Below are 26,444 nucleotides of genomic sequence, written 5' to 3'. Positions count from 1 at the left end.
GCACCGGGACGGCGGGTTGCGAATTTGTACATCCGTACTATTTCGATGTCAAACGCTGCATTACCATGACGTGCTTCCATCGAACCCACGCGTGCATGAGCGGCAGAACCTGGCGTCAAGACCCCAACCGAAAACAGAGCATCGAGCAGGCCGCGTTGCGCGTCGTGCTGGAGCACGGCGTTGCCGGCACCACGTTTCGCAAGGTTGCCGAAGAAGCCGGTGTGCCGCTTGCCGCGACGTCGTATTACTTCGCATCGATGCAGGAATTGCTGATTGCTGCATTCACCCGCTTCTCGCTCGAGGTGTCCGATGACTTCGCCGCGGAAGTGAGTGCTGCAACAACACGCGAGCAAGCGTGCGATGCGGTGGTGAACATCATCTTCGGCGATGGCACCGCGTCTGCGCGGTTGCTGTTGCTGAGTTATGAGCTCTACGCGTTTGCCCGCAGGCATCCGGAGATGACCGCGATCATGGAGCAGTGGATGGCCAGGAGCCGAGCCGCGCTGGAGCAGCATTTCTCCAAGGCGGCCTCGGCTGCCATCGATGCCTTTATTGAGGGCGCCACCATTCACCGCTCGGTAGTGCGCACGAACAGGAAGAGCGTACGCGCCGCGGTGGAGGCGTTGGCTGCGCTATAAACCGCCGTGGTGCAGCGTCAGGCGCTGCTCGCTGCACGTCATGACGCTGCCACGCGCTCCGGCAACTGTGCCGGAGCCTTTGCGCCGACCTCGCTGAGTCAGCCCTGCATATGACCTGCTCGCGACTCACCGAGTACCGGCAAATCACTCGGCAGCATTACTCGGCAAGCTCGCGCATCACCTTGATCAGATCCGACTTGCCCTCGAAACCAATGCCCGGCAGTTCCGGCATCACGATGTGGCCATCCTGCACCTGTACTCCATCCGGGAAGCCGCCATAGGGCTGGAACAGATCCGGATAGCTTTCATTGCCGCCCAGCCCCAGGCCTGCCGCGATGTTGAGCGACATCTGGTGACCACCATGCGGAATGCAGCGAGACGGAGACCAGCCGAACTGATGCAGCACGTCGAGCGTGCGCAGGTATTCGACCAGCCCGTACGAGAGTGCGCAGTCGAACTGCAGGTAATCACGGTCCGGGCGCATGCCACCATAGCGCAGCAAGTTGCGTGCGTCCTGATGCGAGAACAAGTTTTCGCCGGTAGCCATCGGGCCGGGATAAAACTCGCTCAATGCAGCCTGCAGCGCATAGTCGAGCGGGTCGCCGACTTCTTCGTACCAGAATAAGGGGTAATCCCGCAGCATCTTGGCATAGGCAATCCCGGTCTCCAGATCGAAGCGGCCATTGGCATCGACGGCCAAGCGTGCCTGGCTGCCGATTTCTTCCAGCACGGACTCGATGCGGGCGCGATCCTCGTCGATGGACGCGCCACCGATCTTCATCTTGACCACGTTGTAGCCGCGATCCAGATAGCCGCGCATTTCCTTGCGCAAGGCGCTGTTGTCTTTGCCCGGGTAGTAGTAGCCGCCGGCGGCATAGACGAAGACGCGCGGGTTGGCCTCCCTGCCCTTCATCTGCGCAAGGTACCGAAACAGCGGCATGCCGGCGATCTTGGCGGTGGCATCCCAGATGGCCATGTCCAGCGTACCCACCGCCACCGAGCGCTCACCGTGCCCGCCGGGCTTTTCGTTGGACATCATCGCCTTCCAGATCTTGGAAGGATCCAGGTTGTCGCCCGCGTCGTTGCACAGCGAGGCACCGTCCGCCTCGAGGATGCGGTCGCGGAAGCGCTCGCGGATCAATCCGCCCTGGCCGTAACGTCCGTTGGAGTTGAAGCCGTACCCGACAACCCGGCGACCGTCGCGGACCTGGTCGGTGACCACCGCGACCAGACTCGCGGTCATCTTGGAAAAGTCGATATAGGCGTTACGGATCGGCGAGGCGATCGGCTTGGTCACTTCGACAACATCGATGATGCGCATGGGAGAGGCTCCTTGTGGTGGATTCAAGTCAGTGATGCATCTGTGGACGGCGCTGCGGTGGGCAGCGGCTCGCCGTTCTTTTGTCGGCGGATGATGTCCTGGGTCTGCGCGAGGTCGAGTGCGCCGTCCCACTTCGCAATCGCCAGCGTGGCGACGCTGTTGCCGATGAGGTTGACCACCGCTCTCGCCTCGTTCATGAAACGGTCCACACCGAGCAACAGCACCAGCCCGGCAACCGGCACGGTATCGATGGTGGACAGCGTTGCCGCCAACGCAACAAAGCCTGCGCCGGCAACACCGGCAGAGCCTTTGGAGGTGAGCAACAACACCCCGAGCAGTGCAATCTGCTGGTAGATCGGCAGCGGTGTGTTGGTGGCCTGCGCGACAAAGATCGCCGCCATGGTCAGGTAGATGCAGGTCCCGTCGGCATTGAAGGTGTAGCCGGTCGGCAGCACCAGGCCGACGGTGGATTTACGCACCCCGGCAAGTTCAAGCTTCATCATCATGCGCGGCAACACCGCTTCGGTGGAGCAGGTGCCGAAGGTGACGAGGATTTCGTCCTTGATGAAGCGCAGCAGCTGCAGCAGCGGAAAACCCGCCCAGCGTGCGATGGCGCCCAACACGATAAAGACGAACAGCGCCGAGGTCACATATACGGCAAGCATCAGGTGCCCGAGCGACCACAAGGTTGCCAGGCCGTACTTGCCAATCGTGAAGGCAATGCCGGCACCTGCGCCCAACGGCGCCAGACGCATCACCATGTTGATCATCCGGAACAGCGCCTGCAGCCCGTTATCGATGAGATCGACCAAGGGCTTGCCCCGCTCGCCCAGCTGCAGCAGGCCGATGGCAAACAACACCGACACCAGGATCACCTGCAGCATGTTGCCTTTTGCAAAGGCATCCACCAGCGTGGTGGGGATGATGTTCAGTATGAACTCCACCATCCCTGCATCATCTTTTGCACGCGCCACATACTGCCCAACGGCGCTGCTGTCGATGGTGCCGGCATCGATGTTCATGCCCTCGCCCGGCTTGATGAGGTTCACCACCACCAGGCCGATCGCAAGCGCCAATGTGGAGACAACCTCGAAATAGATCAGCGCCTTGAGGCCGGTCTTGCCAACCTCCCTGACGCTGCCCATCTTGGCGATCCCGACCACAACAGTGCCGAAGATGATCGGCGCCAGCAGCATCTTGATCAGTTTGATGAAGCCTTCCGCGACCGGCTGCAGCACAACACCCACATGCGGCCAGAAATAGCCCACCAGCCCGCCAATCACGATGGCAATCAACACCTGTACATAGAGTTGTCGCAGCAACCCGGTAAGACCTGTTTGTTTCTGCATGATCGCCCGCTCCCGTCGACATGCCACGCATCAAGAATCTCGTTTGCCGCGGCACGTGCTGAGTGACGTGCTGCAAGCCTGCGTCAGAGAGTAAGAGCGCGTTGCCGGGTGCGGCCAATGCCTTTTTTTGGCGCTTGATGCACAATCGGCATCATGGAATTGACCTGGCTCGAAGACTGCGTGGCGTTGGCTGACACGCTGAATTTTTCGCGCGCCGCCAAGCGCCGCTTCGTCACGCAGCCCGCCTTCAGCCGGCGCATTCATGCCCTCGAAGAGTGGTTGGGCACGCCGCTGTTTCTTCGCTCACGCAAGGAAGTGGTGTTGACGCCGGCTGGCGAGGCATTCATCCGCAAGGCCTCCGGGCTTACCGCCGCACTGTATGCGGCCCGGCAAGAAGCATTGGAGGTGGCCGGGCGGCACACGCCGGCGCTGGCCTTCCTTGCAACGCACGTCCTGTCGTTCACGTTCTTTCCGTCCTTTGTCCGGCGCATTGAATCGAACACCGGCATCGGCGCGTTCCAGCTGATCTCCGATACGTTGCGCGCCTGCGAAAAACTGATGCTGCAGGGCGCAGCGCAATTCATGCTGTGCCACCGTCACCCGCGTCTGCAGCTGGGGCTGGACCCTGGCCAGTTCGAGCAAGTGGTGATCGGAAGCGACGTGCTGCAGCCTTTCAGTGCGCCCATGGGCAGCGACGATGCACGCCCACGTTGGCCGCTTGAGTCAAGCGATGCGCTGCCACTGCTGTCTTACAGCGCAGATTCCGGCCTGGGCCGCATTCTTGCGGGGCATCCGGCATTCAACGCGCTCGAAGCGCGCCTGACGCCCGCGCTCACCTCCGACCTTGCCGCAACCTTGCTGGCCATGTGCCGCGCGGGAGGCGGCATTGCCTGGCTGCCGCGCACGCTGGTGACCGACGACCTCGATCAGGGGCGGCTGGTGCACGCTGCGCCGCTACAGGCGGACTGGGATATCGCCATGGACATCTGCCTGATCCGGCACACCGGGCCGTTATCGCGGCAGGCCGAAGACATGTGGGAAAAGCTCAAGCAGGGCAAGCTGAAGAGCTAGCCGAGCTCGCGCGGCGTGCGTACTGCAAGCACGCTGCAAGATCAGCGTGCTTTGGCGGCAGCCCGTGCTGGCGCGCCTGCGCACAAACCGTCCATGACCGTGTCCATCAGCCAGTTCAGTCTTGGCTGCCAGTCTTCGGTCACATCGATTTGCCAGATGCCGGCAGTCGCCAAAAAGAACTTGTCGGCGGTGACGCCCGGCCGGATCGTGCCGGCGGCCTCATTGGCATCGAGCAGCATTTGCGCCGCGGCTATCACCGGTGCGTAGCCTTCGTTGCCGGCACGCTCTTTCACGTTCGCAAACTCGCGCAGCGCGCCGGCCAGGCCGGCCTTGGTGATGGCGTATTCGGCCAGGCGGTTCATCCACTCGCGCAGTGCCCGCTCCGGCGGCAATGTCTTGAGCAACTGCGCGGCCGCCCCGGTGACCTGCAACATCTCGTGCCGGTAGACCTCGATGACCAGCGCTTCGCGGGTCGGGAAATGGCGATAGAACGTGCCCTGCCCCACGCCAGCCTTCTTGGCAATTGCACTCAAGGGAACATCGGCTGCGCGCACCAGTTCGGCCAGCGCCACGGACAGGATGCGCTCCCGGTTCTGCACTGCATCGGACCGCTTCGGCTTCTCCACGTCGCTCCTTGTTCAAATATGCGTTGACAAACGGACAGTTGTCCGCCACTGTCTGGCGGTAAGCGGATGACTGTCCGTTTCGATTCTAACCTATCCGTATCAGGAGATATCCGTGAAGACCACCGGCAATACGATTCTCATCACTGGCGCCACCTCCGGGATCGGCCTGGGCCTGGCGCTGCGGCTCCAGCAAGCGGGCAACACCGTCATCGTGTCGGGCCGCCAGAAGGCGCTGCTGGAGCAGATCACGGCCGAACATCCTGGGCTGGAAGCAATCGAGCTCGACGTGGCCGACGCAGAGGCCATCGTCAAGGCCAGCCAGCTGGTGGCCGAGCGTTACCCTGCGTTGAATGTCGTCATCAACAACGCCGGCATCATGCCGGCCGACAACGTGCTCACGCCCGCATCGTTGAAGGCGGCCGAAGACGCAGTGGCCATCAACCTGCTTGGCACGATCCGCATGAGTTATGCGTTCCTGCCGCAGCTGGTCAGGAACACGGACAGCGTCCTCATCAACGTCAGCTCGGCGTTGGCCTTCGTCCCCTTCCCGATTGCGATGACCTACAGCGCCACCAAAGCCGCGGTGCATTCGTTCACCGAAAGCTTGCGCGTGCAATTGGCCGAGACCTCGGTGCAGGTGATCGAATTGGCACCGCCTGGCGTGCGCACCAAGCTGTTCGGCCAAGGCAATGACGAACACGCCATGCCGCTGGACGAGTTCCTGGACGAAGCGCTGGCGCTGTTGCACGCAGACACCACGCCGAACGAAATCATCGTGGAACGTGCCAAGTATCTGCGGTATGCACAGGCCAATGGCAAATACGATGAAATGCTGGGGATGTTGTCGGCAGTGAAGACGCTGGACTGAGCCGCTACGCCTGCAGTTGATCGCTCGTTGTCGTGACAGCGTGGAGCCCGGGTTCGTGCCGGGCTCGGCGTTTTGCGCACCCGCGCCGCACCTGCTCATGGAGGTCCCGCGCTCCAGTCACGCGTAGCCAACTCGCATTGACCCTGCCCTCTGGGCCGGTGCGCGTGCACCCTTGCTCGCTAGCCTCGGGTGAGGTTGCTTTACTTAGGCTGGTATTAGGCGAACGGGGCGCTGCGTGGCGCTCCATTGCCAGTCACATGCGGTTTGCGATCAACGCGCCGCGTCTTTAAGTCCTTGCGCGTGCGCAAGCGCACCGGTGGACGCCAGCAACCGCGGCAATTCCTCGCGGAACGCTTCCGCCCTCCCCGGCAGCGCCCAGCCGCTGAAGGAGGCGCCGTCAAACATCACGTGATCGCGCAGCAGCGGTACATCGCGCCCCTGCAAGAGAAAATTGAAGCAGGCTTGCCAACGTGGGCCCGGCGCTGCCGAGAGGTGGACGGTGACTTCCTGGCCCGCGTCGGCAGGTCCCATCGGGCCGATGCTGACGGTGCGTGGTGTGATCTGGTTCCCACTGTTCATCCGGCCATCATCACAATTGCGGCGTCGCGGCGCCGTGAGCCACGCCCCGGGCAACTGGCGCCTACCTGGGGCCTGTGGCTGAGCTACGCCGCGCGCTTCAGCGAAGCGACGCTGCTGGCTGGTGCGTAACGAATCGCCGCCGGCAGCCGGGAGCTATCACCGCAGGCTCGCCCGGCCGCTGCCAAAGCAAACGAGAACTAAACGCGATTGGGCGGTGGGTTCAGCCAAGACCGCCATCGCCGCTAATGGACTGGTCGAGTTCGCTAACCCGGTGCGCCCCGTCGGGCGGACAACGATTCTGTTCCGCCTCCTGTGCATGGCATGGGCCCTCCTCGCATTCGATCGAACCTATGTCCTTCTTCTCAAACCTGCGGATCGGCCAGCGCCTCGCGCTCGGCTTTCTGGCGTTGATCGTGCTGATGGTGATGCTCACGGTGGTGGGCATCCAGCGCGTACGCGCAATTGACCAACGGCTGACGCAAATCAATGACGTCAACAGCGTCAAGCAACGCTACGCGATCAACTTCCGCGGCAGTGTGCACGACCGTGCCATCGCCCTGCGCGACGTGGTGCTGATGGACACCACCGCAGACCGCCAGGCTGCCGAGCACGCCATCGACAAGCTCGCCGCCGACTACGCCCGCTCGGCGCAGCCGCTGGATGCATTGCTGGCCACCTCGTCGGACCAGAAAGAGAAGGACATCCTGCGGTCGATCAAGGCGATCGAGCAGCGCTCCATGCCGCTGATCGCCCAGGTGCGCTCGCTGCGCGATGCGGGCGACCGCCTGCATGCGGAAGAAGACCTGTTGAAGCAGGCGCGCCCGGCCTTCATCGACTGGCTTGCCAGCATCAATGCCTTCATCGACCTGCAGGAATCCAAGAACCGTGAGGCGGCCGAAGAAGCCGTTGCCACGGCGCGCGGCTTCGCCATGCTCATGGTGGTGTCGACCATCGCTGCCCTGCTGCTGGGCGCGGCCATTGCCTTGCTGCTGACGCGCAGCGTGGTGTTGCCACTGCGTCAAGCGCTTGGGCTGGCCGAGCGTATCAGCGCGGGCGATCTGAGCAGCCGCGATGTGGCGGCAGGCGCGGACGAATCCGGCCAGTTGCTGCGTGCGATGCAACAGATGCAGGCGCGCCTGCAGGCCGTGATTTCCGCCCAGCGCGAAATGGCCGCGCGCCACGACGCAGGCGCGATCAGCTATCGCACCGATGCGGAGCGGTTTCCCGGCGACTACGGGCACATGGTGCAGGACACCAATGCGCTGGTCGATGCGCATGTGCGCACGCAGCTGCGCATGACCGAGGTCATGGGGCGCTACGCGGTTGGTGATCTTGCGCAAGACATCGAGCAGTATCCTGGCGAGAAGGCTGCCATCACCGCCACGATGTCGCAGGCCAAGCAGAACCTGCATGCGATCAATGTGCAGATCCAGGATCTCACCGAGGCCGCTTGTGCGGGCAACTTCAGCCGCCGCGGTCAGGCCGACCGATTCGAGCATGCATTTGCGCGCATGGTGGACAACCTCAACACCATGATGTCGACCTCCGACACCACCCTGTCCAGGTTCTCGGCACTGCTGCGCGCCATTGCCCAGGGTGACCTGACGGTTCGCATGCACGGCAACTTCCAGGGCGTGTTCGCCCTGATGCGCGACGATGCCAACAGCACCGTGGCGCGGCTCACCGAAATCGTTGCCGGCATCCAGGAGAGTTCCAACAACATCGGTTTCGCCGCCGAGGACATCACCGCCGGCAATCAGGCGCTGGCCAGCCGCAGCGCGCAGCAGGCCGCCAACCTCGAAGAGACCGCAGCGTCGATGGAAGAGCTGACCTCCACCGTCAAGCAGAACGCCGACAATGCCCGCCGTGCCAATGCACTTGCGCTGGGCGCGGCCACCGTGGCGTCGGAAGGCCGCGATGTGGTCAGCCAGGTGGTGGAGACGATGTCGGGCATTGAAGCCTCATCCAGGCGGATCGCAGACATCGTGTCTGTCATCGATGGGATTGCGTTCCAGACCAACATCCTGGCCTTGAATGCTGCCGTGGAAGCCGCACGCGCCGGCGAGCAAGGCCGTGGTTTTGCGGTGGTGGCATCGGAGGTGCGCACGCTCTCGCACCGGTCGTCGGATGCAGCGAAGGAAATCAAGACCCTGATCGCGCATTCGGTCCAGCAAGTGGCGGACGGTGCGGTGCTGGTGCACAAGGCAGGCGCCACGATGGGCGGCATCGTGGACAGCGTGCAGCATGTCACCGACATCATGGGCCAGATCGCCGCAGCGTCGCAGGAACAGGCCAGCGGCATCGAGCAGGTGAACCAGACCATCACCCAGATGGACGAGACCACGCAGCAGAACGTCGCCCTGGTGGAAGCCGCCAACGCTGCCGCGCGTTCGCTGGAGCAGCAGTCCGCGCAGCTGGTGCAGGCGGTTGACGTGTTCAAGGTTGCCGCGCTGCACTGAGGCCACATGCGCTGGTTGCCGCCGTCCGCCTCAGCGGTGGGCGGTGCCAACACGGCGTATTAGACAGTCAGATCGCGTCGCGTCCGGTGACATTGCGCGCGTGGCAAGGGCGCCTGGTGATTACTGCATCAGCCGAAGAAGTTGAGAGACTGATCCCCACGCCGAATCACACAGCTGCACGAGCAGGCTGTGCGCCGCAGCTACACCGATCAACCAGGGCGCATACACCAGCAGGCCAGCCGCCAGACTGGCCACGGTGATCGCATCCTGCACCTGGCCGAACAACTGGCTCATCAGGGGGGATCGCCTTGGCGTGACGGTGCTCGGCACCGCCAAACGCGCCGATCACAGCTTGACGTTGAACGACAGGAACGCGGTGCGTCCTGGTGCCGGTGAGAACATCGGTTGATCGTTGCCGCCCCAGAAGAAGTAGTCGTACCAGGTGTAGGCGTACTCGCGGCCGAACAGGTTCCTCACCTGCAGGTCGAGGCTGATCCGTTCGGACACCTGGTAGCGTGCGCTCATGTCCACCAACGCAAAGCCGCCGAACTTGCCTTGCGTGTTGCGCTCTTCGATGTAGTAATCGCCCTGCATCCGGCCTTGCACGCCGAAGGTCCACTGCGCGTTCGGGCGGTAGTCCGCGCCGATGTTGCTGATGTAACGCGGCGTGGCGATGACTTCATTGCCGGCCAGCGCATCGCCGGCAGTGGTGAAGGCGCTGATGACCTTGGCCTCTTGATACGCATGCGATGCCCACAGCACCCAGTGCTCGCCGAGGTGCGAGGACACCTGCAGGTCGACGCCCCGCCGGCGGGTTTCACCCAAGCCTACCGTGGTACCTGTGGCCGGCATGTTGGCCACTTCGTCAGTCGCATCCTGTTGCCAGACGGCCAGCCGCGCCTCGGTGCCGGCGGCGGGGGTGAACTTGATGCCCACTTCCTGCCCGGTGTTGATCGATGGGCGAAACGTCTCCTGGCCGGCGGTGAGATACGCAGGCGCGGTCGAGCCGGTGAGCACCTGGAAGGTCTTGCCCCAGTTGGCATAGACATGCAGGCCCGGGTTAAACGAATACACCACGCTGAGCTTGGGTTGCTCGATCCATCCGGTGTGCTGCAACGGTGCGGTCACGCCACCGGGAAGGCGCGTGTCGCCGCTGAAGCGGTCCACCCGAAATGCCGGCACGATCTTCAGCGCCGCGGTGGGCGTCAGCACGGCCTGCACGTAGGCGCCGACGTTCTCCAGCGTGTAGCGGTCGTCGTTCTGCACGCGTGCTGGTGGGGCGTTGAAGTCGGTCGGCACGCTGTAGGCGAAGCGCAGGCGGCGGTAGCCATTGTCTTGGTGCTCGACATTCGCCCCACCCTCCAGGGTCAGCAGCTCGCTCTGCCGCCAGCTGATGGTGCTCAGCATGCCGGTCTGCTTTTCGTCCCATTCGCGCTGTTGCCGCGGGGCATTGCCGGTGGGAAAACTGGTGAATGTCACGCGCCGGGTTTCTTCGTAGCTGTTGTAGTACAGCTTGTTGTTGAAGTGCAGGGTGTCGCTGAGCCGCAGGTCCAGATGCACGCCGAGATGGCGCATGTCGCGGTCCGCACCATCGTTGGCGTTCTTGGCTGCCGAGGCGGTGCGATCGGTGGCCAGTTCTTCGGCGGTCATGAACCCGGGTTCGTCGGCTTCATGGTGATACACGCGCGCGACCAGGCCAAGCTTTGCGGTATCCGCGTCGCTGCCAACAAACCATTTGCCGCCCAGCGAATACTTCTGCGAGGTGTCGTGGTCGCGGTAGCCATTGGAGTCCTGAACGCCCACGAAGTAATTCTGTGCGAACGCGTCTGCCTCACGGCCGACGGCCAGCTGCGCTTCGCGGGTGTCGAAGCTGCCATAGGTCAGCCGGCCGTCGATGTAGTTGCCACCCTGGCGGGTGCCGAAATTGATGTTGCCGCCAATGTTGTGCAGCCCGTAACGCGGATCGTTGGTGCCGCGCACCACTTCGATGTAGTCGATCTCCAGCGGGAACACCATGTCGATGAAGCGCTGATTGCCGCTGTTGACGTTGCTGGGCACACCGTCGATCAGGATCTTGATGCCGTTGATGTAGCCCTCGCCGTTAAAGGCGCGGAACGTGGCCTTGCCGGATTCGGTGCCCTGGCGCGTTTCGGTCAGCTGGATGCCCGGCATTTGCCCGAGCAGCTCCCAGCTGTTCATGACGTTCTTGTTTTCGACCTGGTCACCGCCCAGCACGTCCACCGAGGTCAGGACCCGATTGGCGGCGAGCTGGCCGCGCCCGCCCTGCCGCACATCCACACTGCCCATCGTGACCGCCGAGTCGTCGGACTCGGCGCGCGCATCGTTTGCAAACGCCGCCGCCAGCATGGCGGGCACTAACACCTTGATTCTCATCTACGTTCGACCTTCGACCTGCGCACCGTTGCTGTATAGATATATTATAACGTAATTGGATTGGAGCCCAGGCGCGCTGGACACCTGCAGCGCCGCGCATGACCGAAGTGCGCCGCGTACTCGCCGCTAAGGCGCGTTGCCACTCGCGTATCGCCCTGCATCTGCAGACCCCGGATCAGTGCCACGTATGCGCAGGTGCTACGCCTTGCCGTGTGCACCGGCCTCCCCTGCACGGCTTGCTAGCATCCATACACCAGCACCACCTACGTAACCCGCCCTTCCCCACGCGTCATGACCTATCTCTCGCTCTTTGCACTGGCGCTGATTGCAGCCACCTTGCTGCCGGCACAGTCCGAGGCGGCGTTGGTGGCGTTGCTGCTGGACGGCGGTTCGGTGTGGGGCCTGGTCGCCGCTGCAAGCGCGGGCAACGTGCTCGGCTCGCTGATCAACTGGTGGATCGGGCGCGAGGTCACGCGCTTTCAGGGCCGGCGCTGGTTTCCCGTCAAGCCGTCTGCCTTGCTGCGTGCACAAGCCTGGTACGGCAGGTACGGCAAGTGGTCGCTGCTAGTGAGCTGGATGCCGATCATCGGCGACCCGCTGACGCTTGCCGCCGGTGTCATGCGCGAACGCCTGAGTGTGTTCCTGATGCTGGTCACTGTGGCCAAGACCACGCGCTATGCGGTGCTGGCCTGGGCCACTGTGGGGCTCTCACGCTGACGCGTATTGCCCGTGCGCGCGTAACCGCCAAGCCGGCCCATCCGCACAACGCCTTCACCCTGCCGCCTTATGCTGGCGCGGCGTTGGACAAGCGGTGCAACGCATTCACGGACACTGCATTAGGAGACGTTATGCACAAGCTGCACATGTTGGTATTGGCGGGAGCACTGTTGGGCCTGAGCGCGCACGCATCGGCCGAGGTTGTGAACCTGACCAACAGCGCCGACGGCGCCAATCGCGACGCCGGCATTACCGCGGTAAAGCAAAAACTGCAGGACGCATGCAAGGGACGCAAAGGCACGCCAGACATGGCGTCGTTCGAGGTGGTCTTCGAAAAGACCAGCACCAACCCTGACGTTCCAAAGCCTTATTACGTGGATGGAAAACTCAAATGCGACGTGCCCTGAGCATGTCGCGCTGACCTGCCGGCGCAAGCCTGGCACTGCCAACGAGAACCCCGCTACGGCGGGGTTTTTTCGTTTGGCGCTCGCGCAATGTCACGACCGCTGCATCGCCGCCTGATCGGCCGGGCGCCCTGCCCGCTGCTGATATAGTGCCGCGATCACGCGGGGCGCCGTGCCTGCCGCGTATTACAGGGAGTTGTCATCGGTCTTGTGCAGGCGGTTGCAGGTGCAGTTGGTGGCGTTCTTGCCGACCAGTGGAAAGATTTCTACACCGTGCCGGCGGGCCTGCCTGCAACGGCTGCCGTGTTTGCCGCCGTGCCGCGCGGCAGTAATGCCGGACGCGGCGCCAACACCGGTGCATCTTCCAACGTCATCAGCAATGGCTCCAGGATCGTGGTCCCAGAGGGCTATGGGCTGCTGCTAATGCAAGACGGCGCCGTCACCGCGTTTATCGCCGAAGCCGGCGGTTACGAGTGGCGCTCGGACGATGTCAACGCGCAATCGCTGTTTGCCGGCGACGGCCTGGTGTCACCGCTGATCCGGCAGAGCTGGGAGCGCTTCAAGTTCGGTGGCCAGCCTGGCACGCAGCAGGCCGCCTTCTTTGTGGCGCTGAAGGAGCTGCCCGACAACCGCTTCGGCACGCAATCGGAGATCTACTGGGACGATGGCTTTCTGGGCACGCAGGTCGGCGCGGTGACGCGCGGCTCATACACGTTGAAGATCGTCGACCCGATCCTGTTCGTGAAGAACTTCGTGCCGGCCAGCTATTTGCAGCCCGGCCAGGTGTTCGACTTCACCGATCTGGACAATGCGGCTGCCGGCCAGTTGTTCAACGAAGTGGTGAGCGCGCTTGCGCCGGCCTTCAGCCTGTACACCAACGATACCGCCAAGGGCAATCGCATCACCCGGCTGCAGCAGGATGCGCTCGGCTTTGCCAAGAGCCTCTCCGCTGCGGTGGAACAGGCGTATCAATGGCAGTCCGATCGCGGCCTGGCCATCGTCAAGACGGCCATCGTGTCGATCGAATACGACGCCAACACGCGCGAACTGCTCAAGACCGTGCAGCGTGCCGATGCGCTCAGCGGCGCGCGCGGCAATGCCAACCTGCAGGCGAGCGCGGCGCAGGGCCTGCAATCGGCCGGCGAACACGGCGGCGCGGCCGGGCTGGTTGGCGTTGGTATGGCGACCGGCATGCTTGGCGGTGTCGGTAATCTGCAGCAACCGGCCGCACCCCCAGCGCAAGACCCGGTGGCGACGCTGAAGAAGGCCAAGGAAATGCTGGACCTCGGGCTGATCACACAGAGCGATTACGACGCCGCCAAGGCCAAGGCGTTGGGCTTGTAAGTCGCAGGCCCGCCCATGTCCAGCTCCAGCATTCCGCCGCCGCTGCCACCGCCGCTGCCACCGTTGCAGCCACCGCCGCTGCCGCCTGCAGCGCACGGCCCAGGGTCGTCGCAGGACGTGCCGCCCTTACCGGGACAGATGGCCATCGACCCGGCCACCCTGCCCGCGCCGATCCGCGCCGAACTGCAGGCGCCCGACCCGCTCGGCATCGACACCGCCGCGGCCGAATTAAAGGATGGCCTCAACCGGTGCCCCAAATGCGGCGCCACCGATATCCGCCCCAAGCTCGGCACTGACCTGCTGGTGTGCCAGTACTGCCGCCACACCTGGGATGGTGCGCGGGTCGAGGAAGCGTATGGATTCGGCGCCGGCCTAGCCGAGTTGCGCGGGACGGTCATCGCCTCGGGTGCGCGCAACATCCAAGCCGATGCCGACAACCTGATGAGCTTCAAATGCAGCGGCTGCGGCGCGGAAGTCACCATCAATACCGATAGCGCGATGACCGCGCGATGCCACTGGTGCCGACACGTATTCGGCGTCAACGAACAGGTGGCCAATGGCGCGGTGCCCGATGCCGTACTGCCCTTTCATATCGACAAGCAGGACGCGGTGGCGCGCATCCGCCAGTTCGTCGGCAAGCGCCGCCTGTTTGCACTGAAGGCCTTCAAGCAACAGTTCACCCCGGAGAACGTGGTGGGCGTCTATCTGCCTTACATGATCGTCGATGGCAACGTGAGCGCCAGCGTGGCCGGCGTCGGAGAAATCACCACGCGCACGTACACGCAGGGTACCGAGAAGAACAAGAAGACCTATTACGACGCCGACATCTATGCGGTGAAACGGCAGGTGGAATTCACCGTGGACGATCTGCCACTGGAATCGTCTTCCGAGCGCGGCAATCTCGATAGCCGGGTCACGACCAACAACATCATCAACACCATCCTGCCGTTCGACACCAAGAATGCGGTGCAGTGGAACGCCTCGTATCTGTCAGGCTTCAGTTCGGAGCGGCGCGACAGCAATATCGAGCAGCTACGGCCACGGCTGGAAGACCAGTTGCTGTCGATCGCGCGCGCACAGGTGGAACGCTCGGTCAGCCGCTACGACCGTGGTGTGCGTTGGGAGCGGGAACAGCTCTAAGTGCACGGCACACGCTGGGTGTCGATGTACCTGCCGGTCTGGCTGTATTCCTATCATCAGCCTGGCCGCAACGGCGGCCTGCTGCACTACATCGCAGTGAATGGCCGCACCGGTGAAACCATGGGCAGCGTGCCGGTGCAGCAGTGGAAACTGCTGCTCGCCGCGCTGGTCACAGGCACGGTGATCGAAGCGGCCGCACTGTGGTTTCTGGCGGTGATCGCATGAGCGACAATGTAGGGCTGCTGGTGTTGCTGGCCGGGCCGATCGGTGCAAGTACGCTGTACTGGGTCTTGTATCAGTACTACCGCAACAGCGGGCAATCACATGCCTTCGAGCGAGAGACGCTGGTCGAGGCCAAACCGGTGACGTGTTCGGACATCAAGATCGACACCATCACCGGAACGCAGCGCAAGCAGATCGATGGCGACAATGTGGCCGCGTATCGCACGCGTGTGCGGCGCGATACGTCGCAATAACGCCTTGACGTGGAATGACGCATGTACCGGCCGGCCCCCGAGCTTGAATGCGTTATGGCGCCGTGCGGTCGGCCGGAACTGTGCGCGGCACGCACACGGCGCTTAGAGTGGCTAACAAAACGTAGCGAGCAGTCGTCAGGTGGGTACGGACGGCGCGGAGGAACCGGAGTGTACGTGGGTACATGCCGATTCCGAGCACCGGCCGCGCCCGCCTGGCGGCTGCGCAGTCGTCTTGATAGCTGCGCTTAGTCCTGCTCCGGGTCGGAGGCTTTGCTCAGCGGGCAACCGCCGGCAATCTCTCGAAGGGTAAGCGCAACACCGGCCTGCGGTGGTTCTACCAGAGTCTCGGGCGGTGGCAGCGATTCGCCCCAGACGCGCATGGCGTCGAACACCGCACGCAGCTCCTCGCCCCGTGGCGTCAGGGCGTAGACCACACGCGGTGGCGTTTCCGCATAAGCGGTGCGGACCACCAGCCCGGCTGTTTCGAATTGCCGTAAGCGATGGGTCAGCGTGTGTGCGCTGATGCCGAACAAGGCACTCCTGAGTTCGGTGAACCTGCGCGGCCCGGCGAGCAGTTCGCGCACGATCAACGACGCCCACGGCCCCTCCAGCAACAGCAGGAACCGCGCAACGCCGCAGCAGGGTTCTTTTGCAGTGCTCATGCGCGCCGTCCATCGGTGCAGTTGACTGGAGCAAGGGCGCTCGCCCATGGTGCAGCGGCTGCAGGTGTGCCCTGCCCGCTCGCAGCTCCTGCGTTGCGCGCACGCTGCAACAGGTGCACGGTGTGGATGCTGCTGCACCACGCACCTGCACGGCTGGCGGTGTGGTGGTGTTCCGGACATCCATGCGCATTGCGCCGGCTGCACTGACAGCCTGCAGCACGCGCCCACGCACGAGGCCTTGCATGATGCGCGCAACCCAGGACCATCCCGCAGGATCGAAGCACGCACTGCTGGTGATCATCCTGGCGCAATTGCTGGGCACCTCGCTGTGGTTTTCGGTCAATAGCGCGGCCGAGGATCTGATGCGGCAATGGGCCAGTGGCCCGGCCAGCATCGGCGTGCTCACCATCGCCACGCAGCTCGGTTTCATTATCGGCACCTTGAGCTTTGCGTTGAGCGGACTGGCCGACCGCTTTGCGGCCCACCGGATCTTTGCCAGCTGCGCGATCGCCGGCGCGGCCTGCAATCTGGGCTTTGCGGTGTTCGCCGATGGGGTGGCGAGTGGCCTGGTGTGGCGCTTCCTGGTAGGGCTCAGCCTTGCAGGCATCTATCCCATCGGCATGAAGCTGGTGGTGCGCTGGGCGCCCCAGCACGCTGGCAAGGCACTGGCATGGCTGGTCGGCATGCTGACCCTGGGCACCGCGTTGCCGCAAGGCATCAAGGCGCTGGGCGCCGCGCTGCCCTGGCAGATGCCGATCCTGGTGGCCTCCGGCCTGGCCTGCATTGCCGCATGGATGATCCTGCGGCTGGGACCCGGCGCGCAACGCCCAGGCGGTGCGCCAACCAGGCTGGCCGTGGGTGCGGTCTGGCAGGCGTTTGCGGTCAAGGATTTCCGCGCGGCCGCGCTGGGGTACTTCGGCCACATGTGGGAGCTGTATGCGATGTGGACGCTGACGCCCTTGCTGATCGCACAGGCGGGGCTTGCGCAGGCGCTCGGGATGTACCCGGCGGCACTGGCGTTCTGCGTCATTGCCGCCGGTGCAGTCGGCTGCGTGGTGGGCGGGCAGCTCAGCAGCCGGCTCGGCAGTGCGCGTGTTGCGGCGGTTACGTTGCTGCTCTCGGCGCTGTGCTGTGCGGCATTTCCGTTGGTTGGCGCATGGTCAGCTCCAGCCACTGGAGCATTGATGCTGCTCTGGGGCGCCAGCGTTGTGGCCGATTCGCCGCAGTTCTCCGCACTGGCTGCGCGCGCCTGCCCGCCGGGGCTGGTGGGCAGCGCACTCTCCATGCAGAACGCGATCGGCTTTGCGATCACCGTGGTCGCCATCGGGCTCACCACTCAGTTGGTAGAGACGCTGGGCCTGCGGATTGCCTGGGTGCTGCTGCCAGGCCCATTGCTGGGCCTGGCCGGGCTGTGGCCGCTGTGGCGCAGAGCACGCGCGGGCACCGGCTAGCACCGCCGGCCAGTGCTGCAGATCGCGCCGCAGCACACGCAGCAGCCCGGCATCGATCACTGCATGTGTCCGGCATGGTGGTGATCGTCGTCCGGCGCTGCAGCGCCCATCGCACGCACATCGAAGCGCAGCTCCACCCGTGGCGCATGTTCGAAGACGAGGGTCGCCATGACCGGCTTGCCGACTTCGAACGGCGCATGCGGCCCGATGAACATCAGGTGGCTGCCACCCGGCCCCAGCACGACCGTTTCGCCCGGTGGCAGCGCCAGTCCTTCATCGAGGCGCCGCATCTTCATGACGCCACCGTCCATGCGCATGTCATGCAACTCCACCTGCGCGCTGGCCGGCGACTCCACCGCGACCAGCCGGTCCGGCGTGCTGGATTGATTGCGCAAGGTGACGTAGCCGCCAGCCACCGGCGCGCCAGGCGGCGTTGCGCGCGACCAGGCGTTTTCTGCCACCACCGATGCAGCGGCGGTGGTAGGGGCCGTTGCCGGGGGTGTCGCAGCTGCCGGCGTATCGGCCGCAGCCGCTGGGGTTGCCGGCGACTGTGCAGCATCCGGTGCTTGCGTGCCCTTGCAGGCGGCCAGCGTCAATGCACTGATCGCAACCAGCAGTAATAAACGTGTGCTCATCGGTGTTCTCCGTCTACGTCGTGTGGCGATGCGTGGCGGCGTGTGTGCCGGCACGGGATGGGATGGAGCGGTGTCGCACGATGGCGCCACTTAGAGCGGCTAACAAAACGTAGCGAGCAGTCGTCAGGTGGGTGCGGACGGCGCGGAGGAACCGGAGTGTACTGGCGTACATGAGGATTCCGAGCACCGGCCGCGCCCGCCTGGCGGCTGCGCAGTAGTTTTGATAGCTGCTCTTACTGCAGTGCCAGCACCTGGCGAATATCAGCGGCAACGGTTTCAACCGTCTGCTCATGGGTGAGGCCAACGCGTAATTTGCCTTCGCGATCGAACACAAAACTGCGCGTGGAATGGTCGATGGTATAGGTCTTGCCCATCGGCACCTTGGCATACACCACTTTGAGATTATCTGCCGCCACCCGAATCTCCCCTTCACTGCCGGTGAGGCCGATGAAGTCAGGATCGAAGGCTTTGACGTAGGTGCGCAGCACGTTGGGAACATCGCGTTGCGGATCCAGCGTGGCGAAGGCGAATTGCACCTGCGCCGCATCCGCCCCCAATGCGCGCTTCACCTGCGCGGCACGCGCCAGGGTGGTTGGGCAGACATCCGGGCAATTGGTGAAGCCGAAGAACAGCACCAGCACCTTGCCGCGAAAGCTGCGCAATGGCCGTGGAGTGCCTTCAGTATCTTTCAGATAGAAATCCACGCCCCGCCCCATGCTGCTGAGGTCCGTGCCGGTGGGTGAGAACGAGCTCCCCCATTGTCCGCACCCAGCGATGGCACACGCCATGCCCAGCACGATGCACTGTATTCCCAGCCGTTTTAGCTGGCTTACAACACCCCGCATGTGTAACTCCTTTCGTTGTCTGCAGACGGCACTGCCGGCCTGCATGCGCTGACCCTCACGGTGAGCGCGTGGATAGGTTGTCGAATGCGACACGCTAGAGCGTGTTATGAACTTTGAAATAGAGCGGCTGCATTTCCAAGCATCAGGATCGTGAAGACGACAAAGTGCAAACCGGCCAACGTTTCCGGCAATCGCTCATAGTCGCGCGCCAGTCGTCTGAAGCGATTGACCCAGCCGAAGCTGCGCTCGACAACCCAGCGGCGCGGCAGCAAGACAAAGCCTTTCTTCGCTTCTTGCAGCTTGATGACGTGCAACTCAATGCCCTCTTCCTTAGCCGCTTGCGCCGGTTCTTGGCCGGTATAGCCCTGATCCACAAAAGCGATCTTGACCGTTTCACCGGTCACGTGTTGTACCTCCTGGGCCAACGAACGGACCTGTGCGCGTTCCTGCTCGTTGGCCGGCGTGACCTGGACGGCAAGCAGATGTCCCAGCGTATCGACGGCCATATGCACCTTGCTGCCTTTCTTGCGCTTATAGCCATCGTATCCAGCACGCGGCCCGCTTTCACAGGTGGACTGCAGCGTCCGGCCATCAAAAATCACCGCGCTCGGCTGGCCTTTCTTCCCCTGTGCCACACGCAAGAGTGAGCGCAGATCGCTGACCATGGCCTCAAAGCAGCCAGCCTGCAGCCAGCGCTGCGTTTGCTGATACACCGCTTCCCAAGGCGGGAAATCGTTGGGAAGCAATCGCCACGGTGCGCCGGCGCGTGCGATCCAGCGCAGTGCGTTAAACATCGCGCGTAGCGCGTATTTGCGCTGCGGTGCTTGCGCATCCATCAGTGTGAGATATGGCGCAGCGAAGGCCCATTCTTCGTCGGAGATATCGGTTGGATATGGCTTACGAGGCTTCATCCGTATACGTTATCGTGACAAGGGCAAAGTTCATAACACGCTCTAGGCGGCATCCGGTTCGATCGCGTTGTCGGATTCGCACGCTTGGCCTGGGCACTGCGGTTGGTTGGCGCGCGCGCTCGGTGATTGGCGCGGGTTGACGCTGCGCTGGGACACACGCCTGATATCTGCATCGGTGACCAGCGCCAAGGTTGGGAGCAAGGTCACCAAGACAACGCAGGGCGTTGCCGCCGCAGGTGGCGGCAGAGAAATAGACGACATACGAAACGCTCCAAAGCACGTAAAACGCAGCCAGCCACCGGCAATGCCCAGCGCTGACTCACTCACCCAGCGTATTCAAGCCTGCAGCGGTGGCCCTCGTGGCGTATGCGCGCGCCGTCGCGCCTTGATGGACCCAGGCGCTACGGTTCCTTCGCCGGGAACGACCGCGCGCAGTAAGGGGAACACCAGCAAGACGACCAATAACCACGGCAATAGCCTTGCCGATAGCACGCAGTAATCGCAGGCCAATGCTCCATGCGCAGCCCCATGATCTTCGTGGTGCATGCTGCCCGGCCAGGCATCCAGTGCTGCACTGTCGATGCTCGCCGGGCTTTCGCCGCCAGCGATCTTGGCACGCAACAGCACCGAGCGCATGGCATTGCCAGCCTGATCGGGTTGGCTCTGGCACAGCGGCGCATCCAGAAAACGCTGTGCGCCATTGAGTGTTCGGCTCACCAACGGCGCGCACACCAACAACACCACGGCCAGGCAGGCCAGGTGCTGCATCAATCGGCGCAAAGGGGGAAGTGGCGTGGACACCGGCGAAGTGTAATGAAAAAACTGCGGCCGGGCTGCGACGCATTGTCGCAGCGCCAGCCCACCTCATGCCGGCGCGTTGCGGGGCAATGATGAAGCGCCGTGGACCAGTGCTGCGTTGACAGATGGCAGCACAGCCGCCTGCATTGCTTCGACATGCAGCGCCTCTGCACGATGCGCGAAGCATTCAGCCAGTTTCCATTAGTGCAGTTGAAGTAACCGATGGACGCCTCCCATGCTCCGGCGCCATCCATCCAACCGCTCACACAGGAGCATGCAATGACCTACATCATCCACGGTGCTACCGGCGCTCAGGGCGCCCCCGTCCTCACACAGCTGCTGGCTGCCGGAAAGCATGCCGTTGCAGCAGTGCGTAACCCCGATGCGCATGCAGGCACGGCCGCCATCCGTGTCGACAACACCTCCGTGCAGTCGCTTACCGAGGCGTATCGCGGTGCTGAGGGTGTCTTTATCCATTTGCCGGTCGCCCCGGAAGAGGCGCGCCTTGCACAGGCGAATGCCATCGTCGCAGCGATCGCTGCGGCCAGGCCGGCACGGGTGGTGATCTCCACCAGCGGCAGCATCGTTGATGCCCCCGGCAACGCGCTGCAGGCGCCGGCAAGTGCGGCAATCACCGTGCTGATCGAAGGCGTGCAGGCCACTGGCGTCTCCACCGCGATAGTGGCGCCGCGGCTGTTCCTGGAGAACCTGCTGCTGCCCATGGTGATTGGCGGCGCGCGTGCCGAGGGCGTTCTCGGCTACCCGATTCGCGAGGATTTCGCGGTCTCCTGGAGTTCGCATCTGGATGTCGCCGAGGTAGTTGTGCGGTTGTTCGAGATGCCGGAATTACGCGGTGTGGTTGGCGTGGGTCACCTCCCCGGCCTGCTCGGCCGCGATCTCGCGGCCGGCATGGCGGAGCAGCTGCAGCGCACTGTGGCTTTCCGCGGCGTATTACCGGCTGACTTCGGCAAACTTCTCGAGCCGATGCTGGGGCCGGCTGCCGCTGCGGTCACCGGGCTGTATCAGGCGCTCTGGCAGGCACCGGCGAACACCATCGATCCGGCGAGCAGTGCCCAGCACTTGCTTGGGCTGACCCCGCGCTCGGTGGCGCAGTGGCTGCGTGATGTTTCGGCATCGGCTGCAACGCCCAGCTGACAACGGCCTGCATGCGGACGCAGCGCCCGTACGTGGCTGCGTTACCGCAGTTGGCAGCATGCCGCGTAGCCGACAGCGGTCTGCGCAGTGACGCAGCCAGACGTGAATCCGAAACGTACGCAATGCTCAACATTCTTCACTCAAGCCCCCGGGGTGCAAGGCAAGCCTGTACGTTGCGGCTCCCTACTCCCCCCTGCGATGGCGCCATGACTCTTTCCAGGAACACATTGCTCGCCGTTGCCACCGTGATGGCCTTGAGCGCCTGCAAGCGCGAGCCGGCAACAGCGCCAGGCGCAACTGCGGCACCGGCAGCTGCACCTCAGCACGCTCCACAGCGCGCAGCATTTGATCCGCAGGAACTGCAGCCCACCATCAGCGCCTGCCAGGACCTCAACGGCTTCGTCAATTCCAAGTGGCTTGCCAAGACAGCCATTCCTCCCGATGAGACGGAAGTTGGCAGCTACCCAACGCTGCAGGACGAAAGCGATGCTGCCCAGCGCGAGATCGTGGAGGCGCTGGGCCGATCGAAACCTGTGGAGGGTTCGGTTGAGCAACTGGTGGGCACGTTCTACGCGTCCGGTATGGACGAAGCCACGATTCAGCGCCTGGGCGATGCACCCATTCGCCCGCGGCTCGCGCAGATTGAAGCGTTGAAAACGCCGCAGGACGTTGCCAATTTCATTGCTGCACGCAATACCCAAGGTCCCGGGCTGGTCTTCAAGTTCGGCGCCTACCCGGATTTCCAGGACGCGTCGAAGGTGATCGCCTATGCCGAAGAGAACGGCATGACGCTGCCATCGAAGGAGTATTACACCGACCCGCGCTATGCCGACATTCGCAAGGCGTATCTGGCCTATATCACTCAGTCCTTCGTCCTGGCCGGCGCGACGCCCGAGGCTGCAACAGTGCAGGCCAAGCAGGTCTTGCAGGTTGAAACGGCGCTCGCAGCAGCGTCGCTGAGTCCGGTCGAAGCACGCGACCCAAAGACCCAATACCATCTGGTCAGCGTTGCACAGGCCGACGCAGTGACGCCGCATTTCTCGTGGAAGGCGTATCTAGCCGCGCAGGGGTTGAGCACGGATCAGCGTTTCTCGCTCTCGCAGCCGCGCTTCTTTGCAGGCTTCGATCACCTGTTGAAGACCTTGCCCGTCTCGCAATGGCAGGCCTATTTACGCTTCCGTGCGATTGACGATGCGGCGTTCGCCCTGAGCAAGCCGTTTGTCGATAACCGCTTCGCGTTCCGCTACAAGACCATGGACGGGCAGCAGGCGCAGCGGCCGCGCTGGAAGCGCGTGCTGTTTGCGACCAATGAAGCCATCGGCGAGGGTCTTGGCCAGCTGTATGTGGCAAAGATGTTCACCCCCGAAGCCAAGCAGCGCGCAACAGAGCTGATCGAGAACATCCGCCAGGCACTCAAGCTACGGATCCAGCAGGCAGACTGGATGACAGCGGAGACCAAGTCCGCCGCATTGAAGAAGTGGGCAGGATTCGTCGTCAAGGTTGGCTACCCGGATCACTGGCGCAGCTGGTCGGGCCTGCACTTCGAGCGCGACGCCTATTTACGTAATGTGGAAACAGCCGCGGCGTTCAACTATCGCTATGAGCTTGCCAAGGTCGGCAAGCCAGCGGACCGGAACGCGTGGTTCACCACGCCGCAAACCGTCAACGCGTTCTATTTTTCGCTGGACAACAGCATCAATTTCCCGGCGGCGGTGTTGCGTCCTCCCCTCTTTGATGTGACCGCGGACGACGCGCTGAATTACGGCGCCATTGGTGCCGTGATGGGCCACGAGGCGACCCACGGCTTCGACGATCAAGGCAGCAAGTTCAATGCGGTTGGCACCAACGTCAACTGGTGGGCACCGGCCGATCTGGCCGCCTTCACTGCGCGCGCCAGCAAGCTGGTCACCCAGTTCAACGCCTACACCCCGCTGCCGAACAAGCCGGACGTGCACGTCAACGGCGAACTGACGCTGGGAGAGAACATTGCCGACCTCGGTGGCATCAATATTGCGTTCGATGCGTTGCAGGCCAATCTACAGCGGCATCCAGAGCGTGGTGCGGATATCGATGGATTTACGCCGCAACAGCGCTTCTTTCTCGGCTGGGCAAGACTGTGGCGCGGCACCATGCGCGAGGAGAAGCAGCTCAGCTTGCTCAACTCGGATGGTCATGCGCCCTACGCGGTCCGCACGAATGCATCGCCGTCGAATATGCCGCAGTTCGCCACTGCGTTTGGATGCAAGCCGGGCGACGCGATGGTCCGATCGGAACAGGACCGCGTCGTGATCTGGTAAACCAGGCCTACACCTGCGGGAGGACGCAGACACGCGTTCGCTGCATTGGCGGGCCCGTGCAGCGCTATGCGCGCCTACCGGTTCTGATCGGCGAATGCGCTGCAGATCAACGCTGCGCCGGGCGCCAGCCCGCATCCAGTGCTTCCCTGACGCTGCAGAACATCCGCTCGCCATGGGCCGGGGCAATGCGTGTCTTTGCGTAGTCGCGCTGTCCGGGCAAATGGAAGATCTTGGCGCCCTTCGCCGAGACATTGCCCTTGATGGTGCAACGGGCATTGATCGGTGCGGACGTGCCTGCCGCTGGCTTGGCAGAAGCATTGCGTTTTGCGCGCCGGTACTCCGATGGGGTCTGGAAGCTGCCGCTCCACAGCTGGCTCGCCTGCTGACGGGCAATCGCTTCGTCAGCGACAAATGCCGTGGCGTATTGCCGATACGCCACGGCCCAGCCCGAACGCACCATCCACGCGTTGATCGACTGGCCTTGCACGAAGCACTCGGCCACGATGCGCCCGTAGCGATCTGTATCCTTGGGCTGGCAGCGCACCGTCTTGTCCTGCACGTATGCATCCAGTGCAGCTGCGGCGCGCCGGCCGCACGGCCATGCCTGGCCATTGCGGGCAGTGCATTGCTGCGCGCTCTCCGGCGCGTCGATCCCCCACAGACGAATGCGCTGCTGCGCCACGGTGAGGGTATCGCCATCGGTGACGGTGGCGCGACCGATCAGGTCTGCCGCCAAGGCGGGTGAAACGGTGAGCGCACCAACAACGCACAACCAAGCTCTGAACCACATCAACAACAACATCCTTCTACATCAGGCAGCGCAGGACATCCGTGCGCGCGGGCCTTGGTGCAACGTTGCGTTGCGTGTGACGTCGAGCAATCCATCGGGCTCGACACCAGGGCAGACACCACCGTCTGCCCTGCTTTGGGGCAGGCACTTTAGCGGTTACGGGCAGGGATTGGCAGTTCGGTGTTAAGAGCAGCTATCAAAACTACTGCGCAGCCGCCAGGCGGGCGCGGCCGGTGCTCGGAATCGGCATGTACCCACGTACATTCCGGTTCCTCCGCGCCATCCGCACCCACCTGACGACTGCTCGCTACGTTTTGTTAGCCGCTCTAAATGGCGCGCCCAACCCGGCGGCAACGCGGGCACTGTGCACGCACATCGCTGCTGCGCCCCTAACTGCGCATGCCCAGCTGCGCGCGTGCGGTGTCCAGCGTGGTCATGATCTGCACCACTTCGTCGAGTGGATGCAGTGGCGATTCGGTGCGCCCTTCGCCGATGAAGCGCGCGGCAGCGGTCGCTTGCCAGCAGAGCCCGTCATAGCCGCGGATGCCGGTCGGGTCCTGCCACAGCGCTGCGGCGGTGGCGTCGCTGTTGCCTGCCAGCTGCAGCGTGGTGGGATTGTGGAACGAGGCGCCCAGGTCGACGCGCGCCTCGGTTCCGCTCACGTAAGCCGTGGACGTGCTGCGCCCGACGATCGAGCTGATCAAGGTGGACTGCGCGTGTTGGCCGTGCGAGAGCACCAGTGTGGAGAATGCATCCACGCCGGTGTCAGTGAGTACGCCGGTTGCGGTGATGGCAGTCGGTGTGCCGAGCAGCATCGACGACAGCTGCACGGTGTACACACCCAGGTCGAGCAAGGCGCCGCCACCCAGCGCCGGATTGCGCTGCCGATGCGCAGGATCGCTGGGCCCCAACTGACTCAGGTCCGCAAAGACATGACGCACGCTGCCAAGCACACCGTTCTCGGCCAGGGCCCTGAGCACCAGCGCATGCGGCAGGTAACGGCTCCACATCGCCTCCATCAGAAACAACCCACGTGCGCGGGCTTCCTGCACCAGCACGCGTGCGTCTGCCGCACAGGTAGCGATGGGTTTTTCGATCAGCACATGCTTGCCGGCGCGCAACGCGAGCAAGCCCTGCGCCAGATGCTCACTGTGCGGCGTCGCGATGTAGACGATGTCGACCTGCGGGTCGTCCACCAGTGCCTGGTAACTGTCGTACGCTCGCGGGATGGACCAGGCCTGTGCAAACGCCTCCGCACGTGCCCGCGAGCGCGAGGCCACCGCTAACGGCTGTTGCCGGGTATGGCCGCGCATGGCCTTGACGAAAGCTGTGGCGATGACGCCGGGGCCCAGAATGCCCCAGCGCAGCGATGGCTCGCCCTGGTTGGGAACAAATAGCGCGGGTTCGGGAAATGTCAGCGACGGCATGCATGGCCCTTTCTATGACTGGCGCGATGGTAACAAAGCGCCGTTCCATCATCGTGCGTGTGCCTCGTTCGAACGTTGGCCACGACA

At 63.6% G+C, this 26,444-nt stretch carries 24 protein-coding genes, 3 other RNA genes and 1 pseudogene; 13 read left to right on the top strand and 15 right to left on the bottom strand.

The window, feature by feature from the left end; translation table 11 throughout:
• Positions 1-65: 65 nt before the first annotated feature.
• On the top strand, positions 66-638 hold the full coding sequence (locus ACCQ01_RS11015) for a TetR/AcrR family transcriptional regulator (protein ID WP_372358873.1): 573 nt from the start codon (positions 66-68) through the stop codon (positions 636-638).
• A 157-nt stretch (positions 639-795) separates the two neighbouring features.
• Here the strand turns inward: ACCQ01_RS11015 and ACCQ01_RS11010 are convergent, their stop codons facing one another.
• Positions 796-1,959 carry a mandelate racemase/muconate lactonizing enzyme family protein gene (locus ACCQ01_RS11010; RefSeq protein ID WP_042596074.1) on the bottom strand — a complete coding sequence of 388 codons (1,164 nt, stop codon included), beginning with the start codon at positions 1,957-1,959 and terminating at the stop codon, positions 796-798.
• Positions 1,960-1,982: 23 nt separating this feature from the next.
• Positions 1,983-3,308 (bottom strand): C4-dicarboxylate transporter DctA, encoded by a 1,326-nt coding sequence (gene dctA, locus ACCQ01_RS11005; protein WP_076055259.1) that lies wholly within the window; start codon positions 3,306-3,308, stop codon positions 1,983-1,985.
• 153 nt (positions 3,309-3,461) lie between these two features.
• On the opposite strand from dctA, the gene ACCQ01_RS11000 reads away from it, so the two are divergent.
• Positions 3,462-4,379, top strand: coding sequence for a LysR family transcriptional regulator (locus ACCQ01_RS11000; RefSeq protein WP_228434102.1), 918 nt, complete (start codon positions 3,462-3,464; stop codon positions 4,377-4,379).
• Positions 4,380-4,420: 41 nt separating this feature from the next.
• Here the strand turns inward: ACCQ01_RS11000 and ACCQ01_RS10995 are convergent, their stop codons facing one another.
• The gene (locus ACCQ01_RS10995; protein ID WP_323370343.1) at positions 4,421-4,951 is read right to left on the bottom strand and encodes a TetR/AcrR family transcriptional regulator; all 531 of its coding nucleotides are present in this window, start codon (positions 4,949-4,951) and stop codon (positions 4,421-4,423) included.
• 166 nt (positions 4,952-5,117) lie between these two features.
• On the opposite strand from ACCQ01_RS10995, the gene ACCQ01_RS10990 reads away from it, so the two are divergent.
• Entirely contained in the window at positions 5,118-5,873 is a 756-nt protein-coding gene (locus ACCQ01_RS10990; protein WP_228434101.1) for an SDR family oxidoreductase, read from the top strand.
• A 270-nt stretch (positions 5,874-6,143) separates the two neighbouring features.
• Here ACCQ01_RS10990 and ACCQ01_RS10985 read toward each other — a convergent pair whose 3' ends face one another.
• Complete coding sequence (locus ACCQ01_RS10985; RefSeq protein WP_228434100.1) at positions 6,144-6,452, bottom strand: hypothetical protein; 309 nt, start codon at positions 6,450-6,452, stop codon at positions 6,144-6,146.
• Between the two features lie 350 nt (positions 6,453-6,802).
• Here ACCQ01_RS10985 and ACCQ01_RS10980 point away from each other — a divergent pair, with 350 nt between their 5' ends.
• The gene (locus tag ACCQ01_RS10980; protein WP_228434099.1) at positions 6,803-8,911 is read left to right on the top strand and encodes a methyl-accepting chemotaxis protein; all 2,109 of its coding nucleotides are present in this window, start codon (positions 6,803-6,805) and stop codon (positions 8,909-8,911) included.
• Positions 8,912-9,031: 120 nt separating this feature from the next.
• Here the strand turns inward: ACCQ01_RS10980 and ACCQ01_RS10975 are convergent, their stop codons facing one another.
• Both ACCQ01_RS10975 and ACCQ01_RS10970 read right to left on the bottom strand, forming a co-directional pair.
• Positions 9,032-9,205 carry a hypothetical protein gene (locus ACCQ01_RS10975; protein ID WP_162604275.1) on the bottom strand — a complete coding sequence of 58 codons (174 nt, stop codon included), beginning with the start codon at positions 9,203-9,205 and terminating at the stop codon, positions 9,032-9,034.
• Between the two features lie 51 nt (positions 9,206-9,256).
• Positions 9,257-11,305 (bottom strand): TonB-dependent receptor, encoded by a 2,049-nt coding sequence (locus ACCQ01_RS10970; RefSeq protein ID WP_228434098.1) that lies wholly within the window; start codon positions 11,303-11,305, stop codon positions 9,257-9,259.
• Between the two features lie 291 nt (positions 11,306-11,596).
• Between ACCQ01_RS10970 and ACCQ01_RS10965 the strand changes: the two genes are divergently transcribed.
• The 5 genes and pseudogenes from ACCQ01_RS10965 (at position 11,597) to ACCQ01_RS10945 (ending at position 15,386) form a co-directional block, all read left to right on the top strand.
• Complete coding sequence (locus ACCQ01_RS10965) at positions 11,597-12,022, top strand: YqaA family protein (protein ID WP_228434097.1); 426 nt, start codon at positions 11,597-11,599, stop codon at positions 12,020-12,022.
• Positions 12,023-12,153: 131 nt separating this feature from the next.
• Positions 12,154-12,429 carry a hypothetical protein gene (locus ACCQ01_RS10960; RefSeq protein ID WP_114998573.1) on the top strand — a complete coding sequence of 92 codons (276 nt, stop codon included), beginning with the start codon at positions 12,154-12,156 and terminating at the stop codon, positions 12,427-12,429.
• Between the two features lie 198 nt (positions 12,430-12,627).
• A complete protein-coding gene (locus ACCQ01_RS10955; protein WP_115004792.1) occupies positions 12,628-13,770 on the top strand; it encodes an SPFH domain-containing protein in 1,143 nt (380 codons plus the stop codon).
• 15 nt (positions 13,771-13,785) lie between these two features.
• Positions 13,786-15,135, top strand: a pseudogene (locus tag ACCQ01_RS10950) (TFIIB-type zinc ribbon-containing protein).
• Complete coding sequence (locus tag ACCQ01_RS10945; RefSeq protein ID WP_228434096.1) at positions 15,132-15,386, top strand: hypothetical protein; 255 nt, start codon at positions 15,132-15,134, stop codon at positions 15,384-15,386. The pseudogene ACCQ01_RS10950 and the gene ACCQ01_RS10945 overlap by 4 nt, the downstream one beginning before the upstream one ends.
• Before the next feature lie 109 nt (positions 15,387-15,495).
• Here ACCQ01_RS10945 and ACCQ01_RS10940 read toward each other — a convergent pair.
• Both ACCQ01_RS10940 and ACCQ01_RS10935 read right to left on the bottom strand, forming a co-directional pair.
• A non-coding RNA gene (locus ACCQ01_RS10940) (sX9 sRNA) lies at positions 15,496-15,570 on the bottom strand.
• A 61-nt stretch (positions 15,571-15,631) separates the two neighbouring features.
• Positions 15,632-16,048, bottom strand: a complete 417-nt coding sequence (locus tag ACCQ01_RS10935) for a winged helix-turn-helix transcriptional regulator (protein WP_228434095.1) — start codon at positions 16,046-16,048, stop codon at positions 15,632-15,634.
• A 242-nt stretch (positions 16,049-16,290) separates the two neighbouring features.
• Here ACCQ01_RS10935 and ACCQ01_RS10930 point away from each other — a divergent pair, with 242 nt between their 5' ends.
• Positions 16,291-17,499 (top strand): MFS transporter, encoded by a 1,209-nt coding sequence (locus tag ACCQ01_RS10930; protein ID WP_228434094.1) that lies wholly within the window; start codon positions 16,291-16,293, stop codon positions 17,497-17,499.
• A 56-nt stretch (positions 17,500-17,555) separates the two neighbouring features.
• Here ACCQ01_RS10930 and ACCQ01_RS10925 read toward each other — a convergent pair whose 3' ends face one another.
• The 5 genes from ACCQ01_RS10925 to ACCQ01_RS10905 all read right to left on the bottom strand — a co-directional run bounded on the left by ACCQ01_RS10925 (position 17,556) and on the right by ACCQ01_RS10905 (position 20,658).
• Positions 17,556-18,134, bottom strand: a complete 579-nt coding sequence (locus tag ACCQ01_RS10925; RefSeq protein ID WP_228434093.1) for a copper chaperone PCu(A)C — start codon at positions 18,132-18,134, stop codon at positions 17,556-17,558.
• A 97-nt stretch (positions 18,135-18,231) separates the two neighbouring features.
• A non-coding RNA gene (locus ACCQ01_RS10920) (sX9 sRNA) lies at positions 18,232-18,306 on the bottom strand.
• A gap of 61 nt (positions 18,307-18,367) precedes the next feature.
• Positions 18,368-19,024 carry an SCO family protein gene (locus ACCQ01_RS10915; RefSeq protein WP_274298227.1) on the bottom strand — a complete coding sequence of 219 codons (657 nt, stop codon included), beginning with the start codon at positions 19,022-19,024 and terminating at the stop codon, positions 18,368-18,370.
• Between the two features lie 59 nt (positions 19,025-19,083).
• Positions 19,084-19,890, bottom strand: a complete 807-nt coding sequence (locus ACCQ01_RS10910) for an IS5 family transposase (protein ID WP_006449292.1) — start codon at positions 19,888-19,890, stop codon at positions 19,084-19,086.
• 336 nt (positions 19,891-20,226) lie between these two features.
• On the bottom strand, positions 20,227-20,658 hold the full coding sequence (locus tag ACCQ01_RS10905) for a DUF2946 family protein (RefSeq protein ID WP_372358872.1): 432 nt from the start codon (positions 20,656-20,658) through the stop codon (positions 20,227-20,229).
• 309 nt (positions 20,659-20,967) lie between these two features.
• On the opposite strand from ACCQ01_RS10905, the gene ACCQ01_RS10900 reads away from it, so the two are divergent.
• Entirely contained in the window at positions 20,968-21,843 is an 876-nt protein-coding gene (locus tag ACCQ01_RS10900) for an SDR family oxidoreductase (protein ID WP_228432979.1), read from the top strand.
• Between the two features lie 206 nt (positions 21,844-22,049).
• Entirely contained in the window at positions 22,050-24,140 is a 2,091-nt protein-coding gene (locus ACCQ01_RS10895; protein ID WP_228432986.1) for a M13 family metallopeptidase, read from the top strand.
• A 106-nt stretch (positions 24,141-24,246) separates the two neighbouring features.
• Here the strand turns inward: ACCQ01_RS10895 and ACCQ01_RS10890 are convergent, their stop codons facing one another.
• Positions 24,247-24,942: a thermonuclease family protein gene (locus tag ACCQ01_RS10890; protein ID WP_372358871.1), complete on the bottom strand. Its 696-nt coding sequence runs from the start codon at positions 24,940-24,942 to the stop codon at positions 24,247-24,249.
• Positions 24,943-25,178: 236 nt separating this feature from the next.
• Between ACCQ01_RS10890 and ACCQ01_RS10885 the strand changes: the two genes are divergently transcribed.
• A non-coding RNA gene (locus ACCQ01_RS10885) (sX9 sRNA) lies at positions 25,179-25,253 on the top strand.
• A 66-nt stretch (positions 25,254-25,319) separates the two neighbouring features.
• Here ACCQ01_RS10885 and ACCQ01_RS10880 read toward each other — a convergent pair.
• On the bottom strand, positions 25,320-26,357 hold the full coding sequence (locus ACCQ01_RS10880; RefSeq protein ID WP_228432977.1) for a Gfo/Idh/MocA family protein: 1,038 nt from the start codon (positions 26,355-26,357) through the stop codon (positions 25,320-25,322).
• Between the last annotated feature and the right edge of the window lie 87 nt (positions 26,358-26,444).

The sequence above is a fragment of the Xanthomonas sp. NCPPB 4037 genome (assembly GCF_041475695.2).
Lineage (GTDB): Bacteria > Pseudomonadota > Gammaproteobacteria > Xanthomonadales > Xanthomonadaceae > Xanthomonas > Xanthomonas campestris.
The sequence above is the reverse complement of the archived record's forward strand: the minus strand, read 5'-3'. Positions and strand labels throughout refer to the sequence as shown.

Excerpts from the sequence above, each read along its gene's own strand:
- ACCQ01_RS11000 (WP_228434102.1), top strand. The coding sequence starts at position 3,462 with ATGGAATTGACCTGGCTCGAAGACTGCGTGGCGTTGGCTGACACGCTG.
- ACCQ01_RS10905 (WP_372358872.1), bottom strand. The coding sequence starts at position 20,658 with ATGCAGCACCTGGCCTGCCTGGCCGTGGTGTTGTTGGTGTGCGCGCCG.
- ACCQ01_RS10880 (WP_228432977.1), bottom strand. The coding sequence starts at position 26,357 with ATGCCGTCGCTGACATTTCCCGAACCCGCGCTATTTGTTCCCAACCAG.
- ACCQ01_RS10910 (WP_006449292.1), bottom strand. The coding sequence starts at position 19,890 with ATGAAGCCTCGTAAGCCATATCCAACCGATATCTCCGACGAAGAATGG.
- ACCQ01_RS10980 (WP_228434099.1), top strand. The coding sequence starts at position 6,803 with ATGTCCTTCTTCTCAAACCTGCGGATCGGCCAGCGCCTCGCGCTCGGC.
- ACCQ01_RS10935 (WP_228434095.1), bottom strand. The coding sequence starts at position 16,048 with ATGAGCACTGCAAAAGAACCCTGCTGCGGCGTTGCGCGGTTCCTGCTG.
- ACCQ01_RS10900 (WP_228432979.1), top strand. The coding sequence starts at position 20,968 with ATGACCTACATCATCCACGGTGCTACCGGCGCTCAGGGCGCCCCCGTC.
- dctA (WP_076055259.1), bottom strand. The coding sequence starts at position 3,308 with ATGCAGAAACAAACAGGTCTTACCGGGTTGCTGCGACAACTCTATGTA.
- ACCQ01_RS10975 (WP_162604275.1), bottom strand. The coding sequence starts at position 9,205 with ATGAGCCAGTTGTTCGGCCAGGTGCAGGATGCGATCACCGTGGCCAGT.
- ACCQ01_RS10945 (WP_228434096.1), top strand. The coding sequence starts at position 15,132 with ATGAGCGACAATGTAGGGCTGCTGGTGTTGCTGGCCGGGCCGATCGGT.
- ACCQ01_RS11015 (WP_372358873.1), top strand. The coding sequence starts at position 66 with ATGACGTGCTTCCATCGAACCCACGCGTGCATGAGCGGCAGAACCTGG.
- ACCQ01_RS10890 (WP_372358871.1), bottom strand. The coding sequence starts at position 24,942 with ATGTTGTTGTTGATGTGGTTCAGAGCTTGGTTGTGCGTTGTTGGTGCG.
- ACCQ01_RS10985 (WP_228434100.1), bottom strand. The coding sequence starts at position 6,452 with ATGAACAGTGGGAACCAGATCACACCACGCACCGTCAGCATCGGCCCG.
- ACCQ01_RS10915 (WP_274298227.1), bottom strand. The coding sequence starts at position 19,024 with ATGCAGGCCGGCAGTGCCGTCTGCAGACAACGAAAGGAGTTACACATG.
- ACCQ01_RS10925 (WP_228434093.1), bottom strand. The coding sequence starts at position 18,134 with ATGAGCACACGTTTATTACTGCTGGTTGCGATCAGTGCATTGACGCTG.
- ACCQ01_RS10930 (WP_228434094.1), top strand. The coding sequence starts at position 16,291 with ATGATGCGCGCAACCCAGGACCATCCCGCAGGATCGAAGCACGCACTG.
- ACCQ01_RS11010 (WP_042596074.1), bottom strand. The coding sequence starts at position 1,959 with ATGCGCATCATCGATGTTGTCGAAGTGACCAAGCCGATCGCCTCGCCG.
- ACCQ01_RS10970 (WP_228434098.1), bottom strand. The coding sequence starts at position 11,305 with ATGAGAATCAAGGTGTTAGTGCCCGCCATGCTGGCGGCGGCGTTTGCA.
- ACCQ01_RS10965 (WP_228434097.1), top strand. The coding sequence starts at position 11,597 with ATGACCTATCTCTCGCTCTTTGCACTGGCGCTGATTGCAGCCACCTTG.
- ACCQ01_RS10895 (WP_228432986.1), top strand. The coding sequence starts at position 22,050 with ATGACTCTTTCCAGGAACACATTGCTCGCCGTTGCCACCGTGATGGCC.
- ACCQ01_RS10960 (WP_114998573.1), top strand. The coding sequence starts at position 12,154 with ATGCACAAGCTGCACATGTTGGTATTGGCGGGAGCACTGTTGGGCCTG.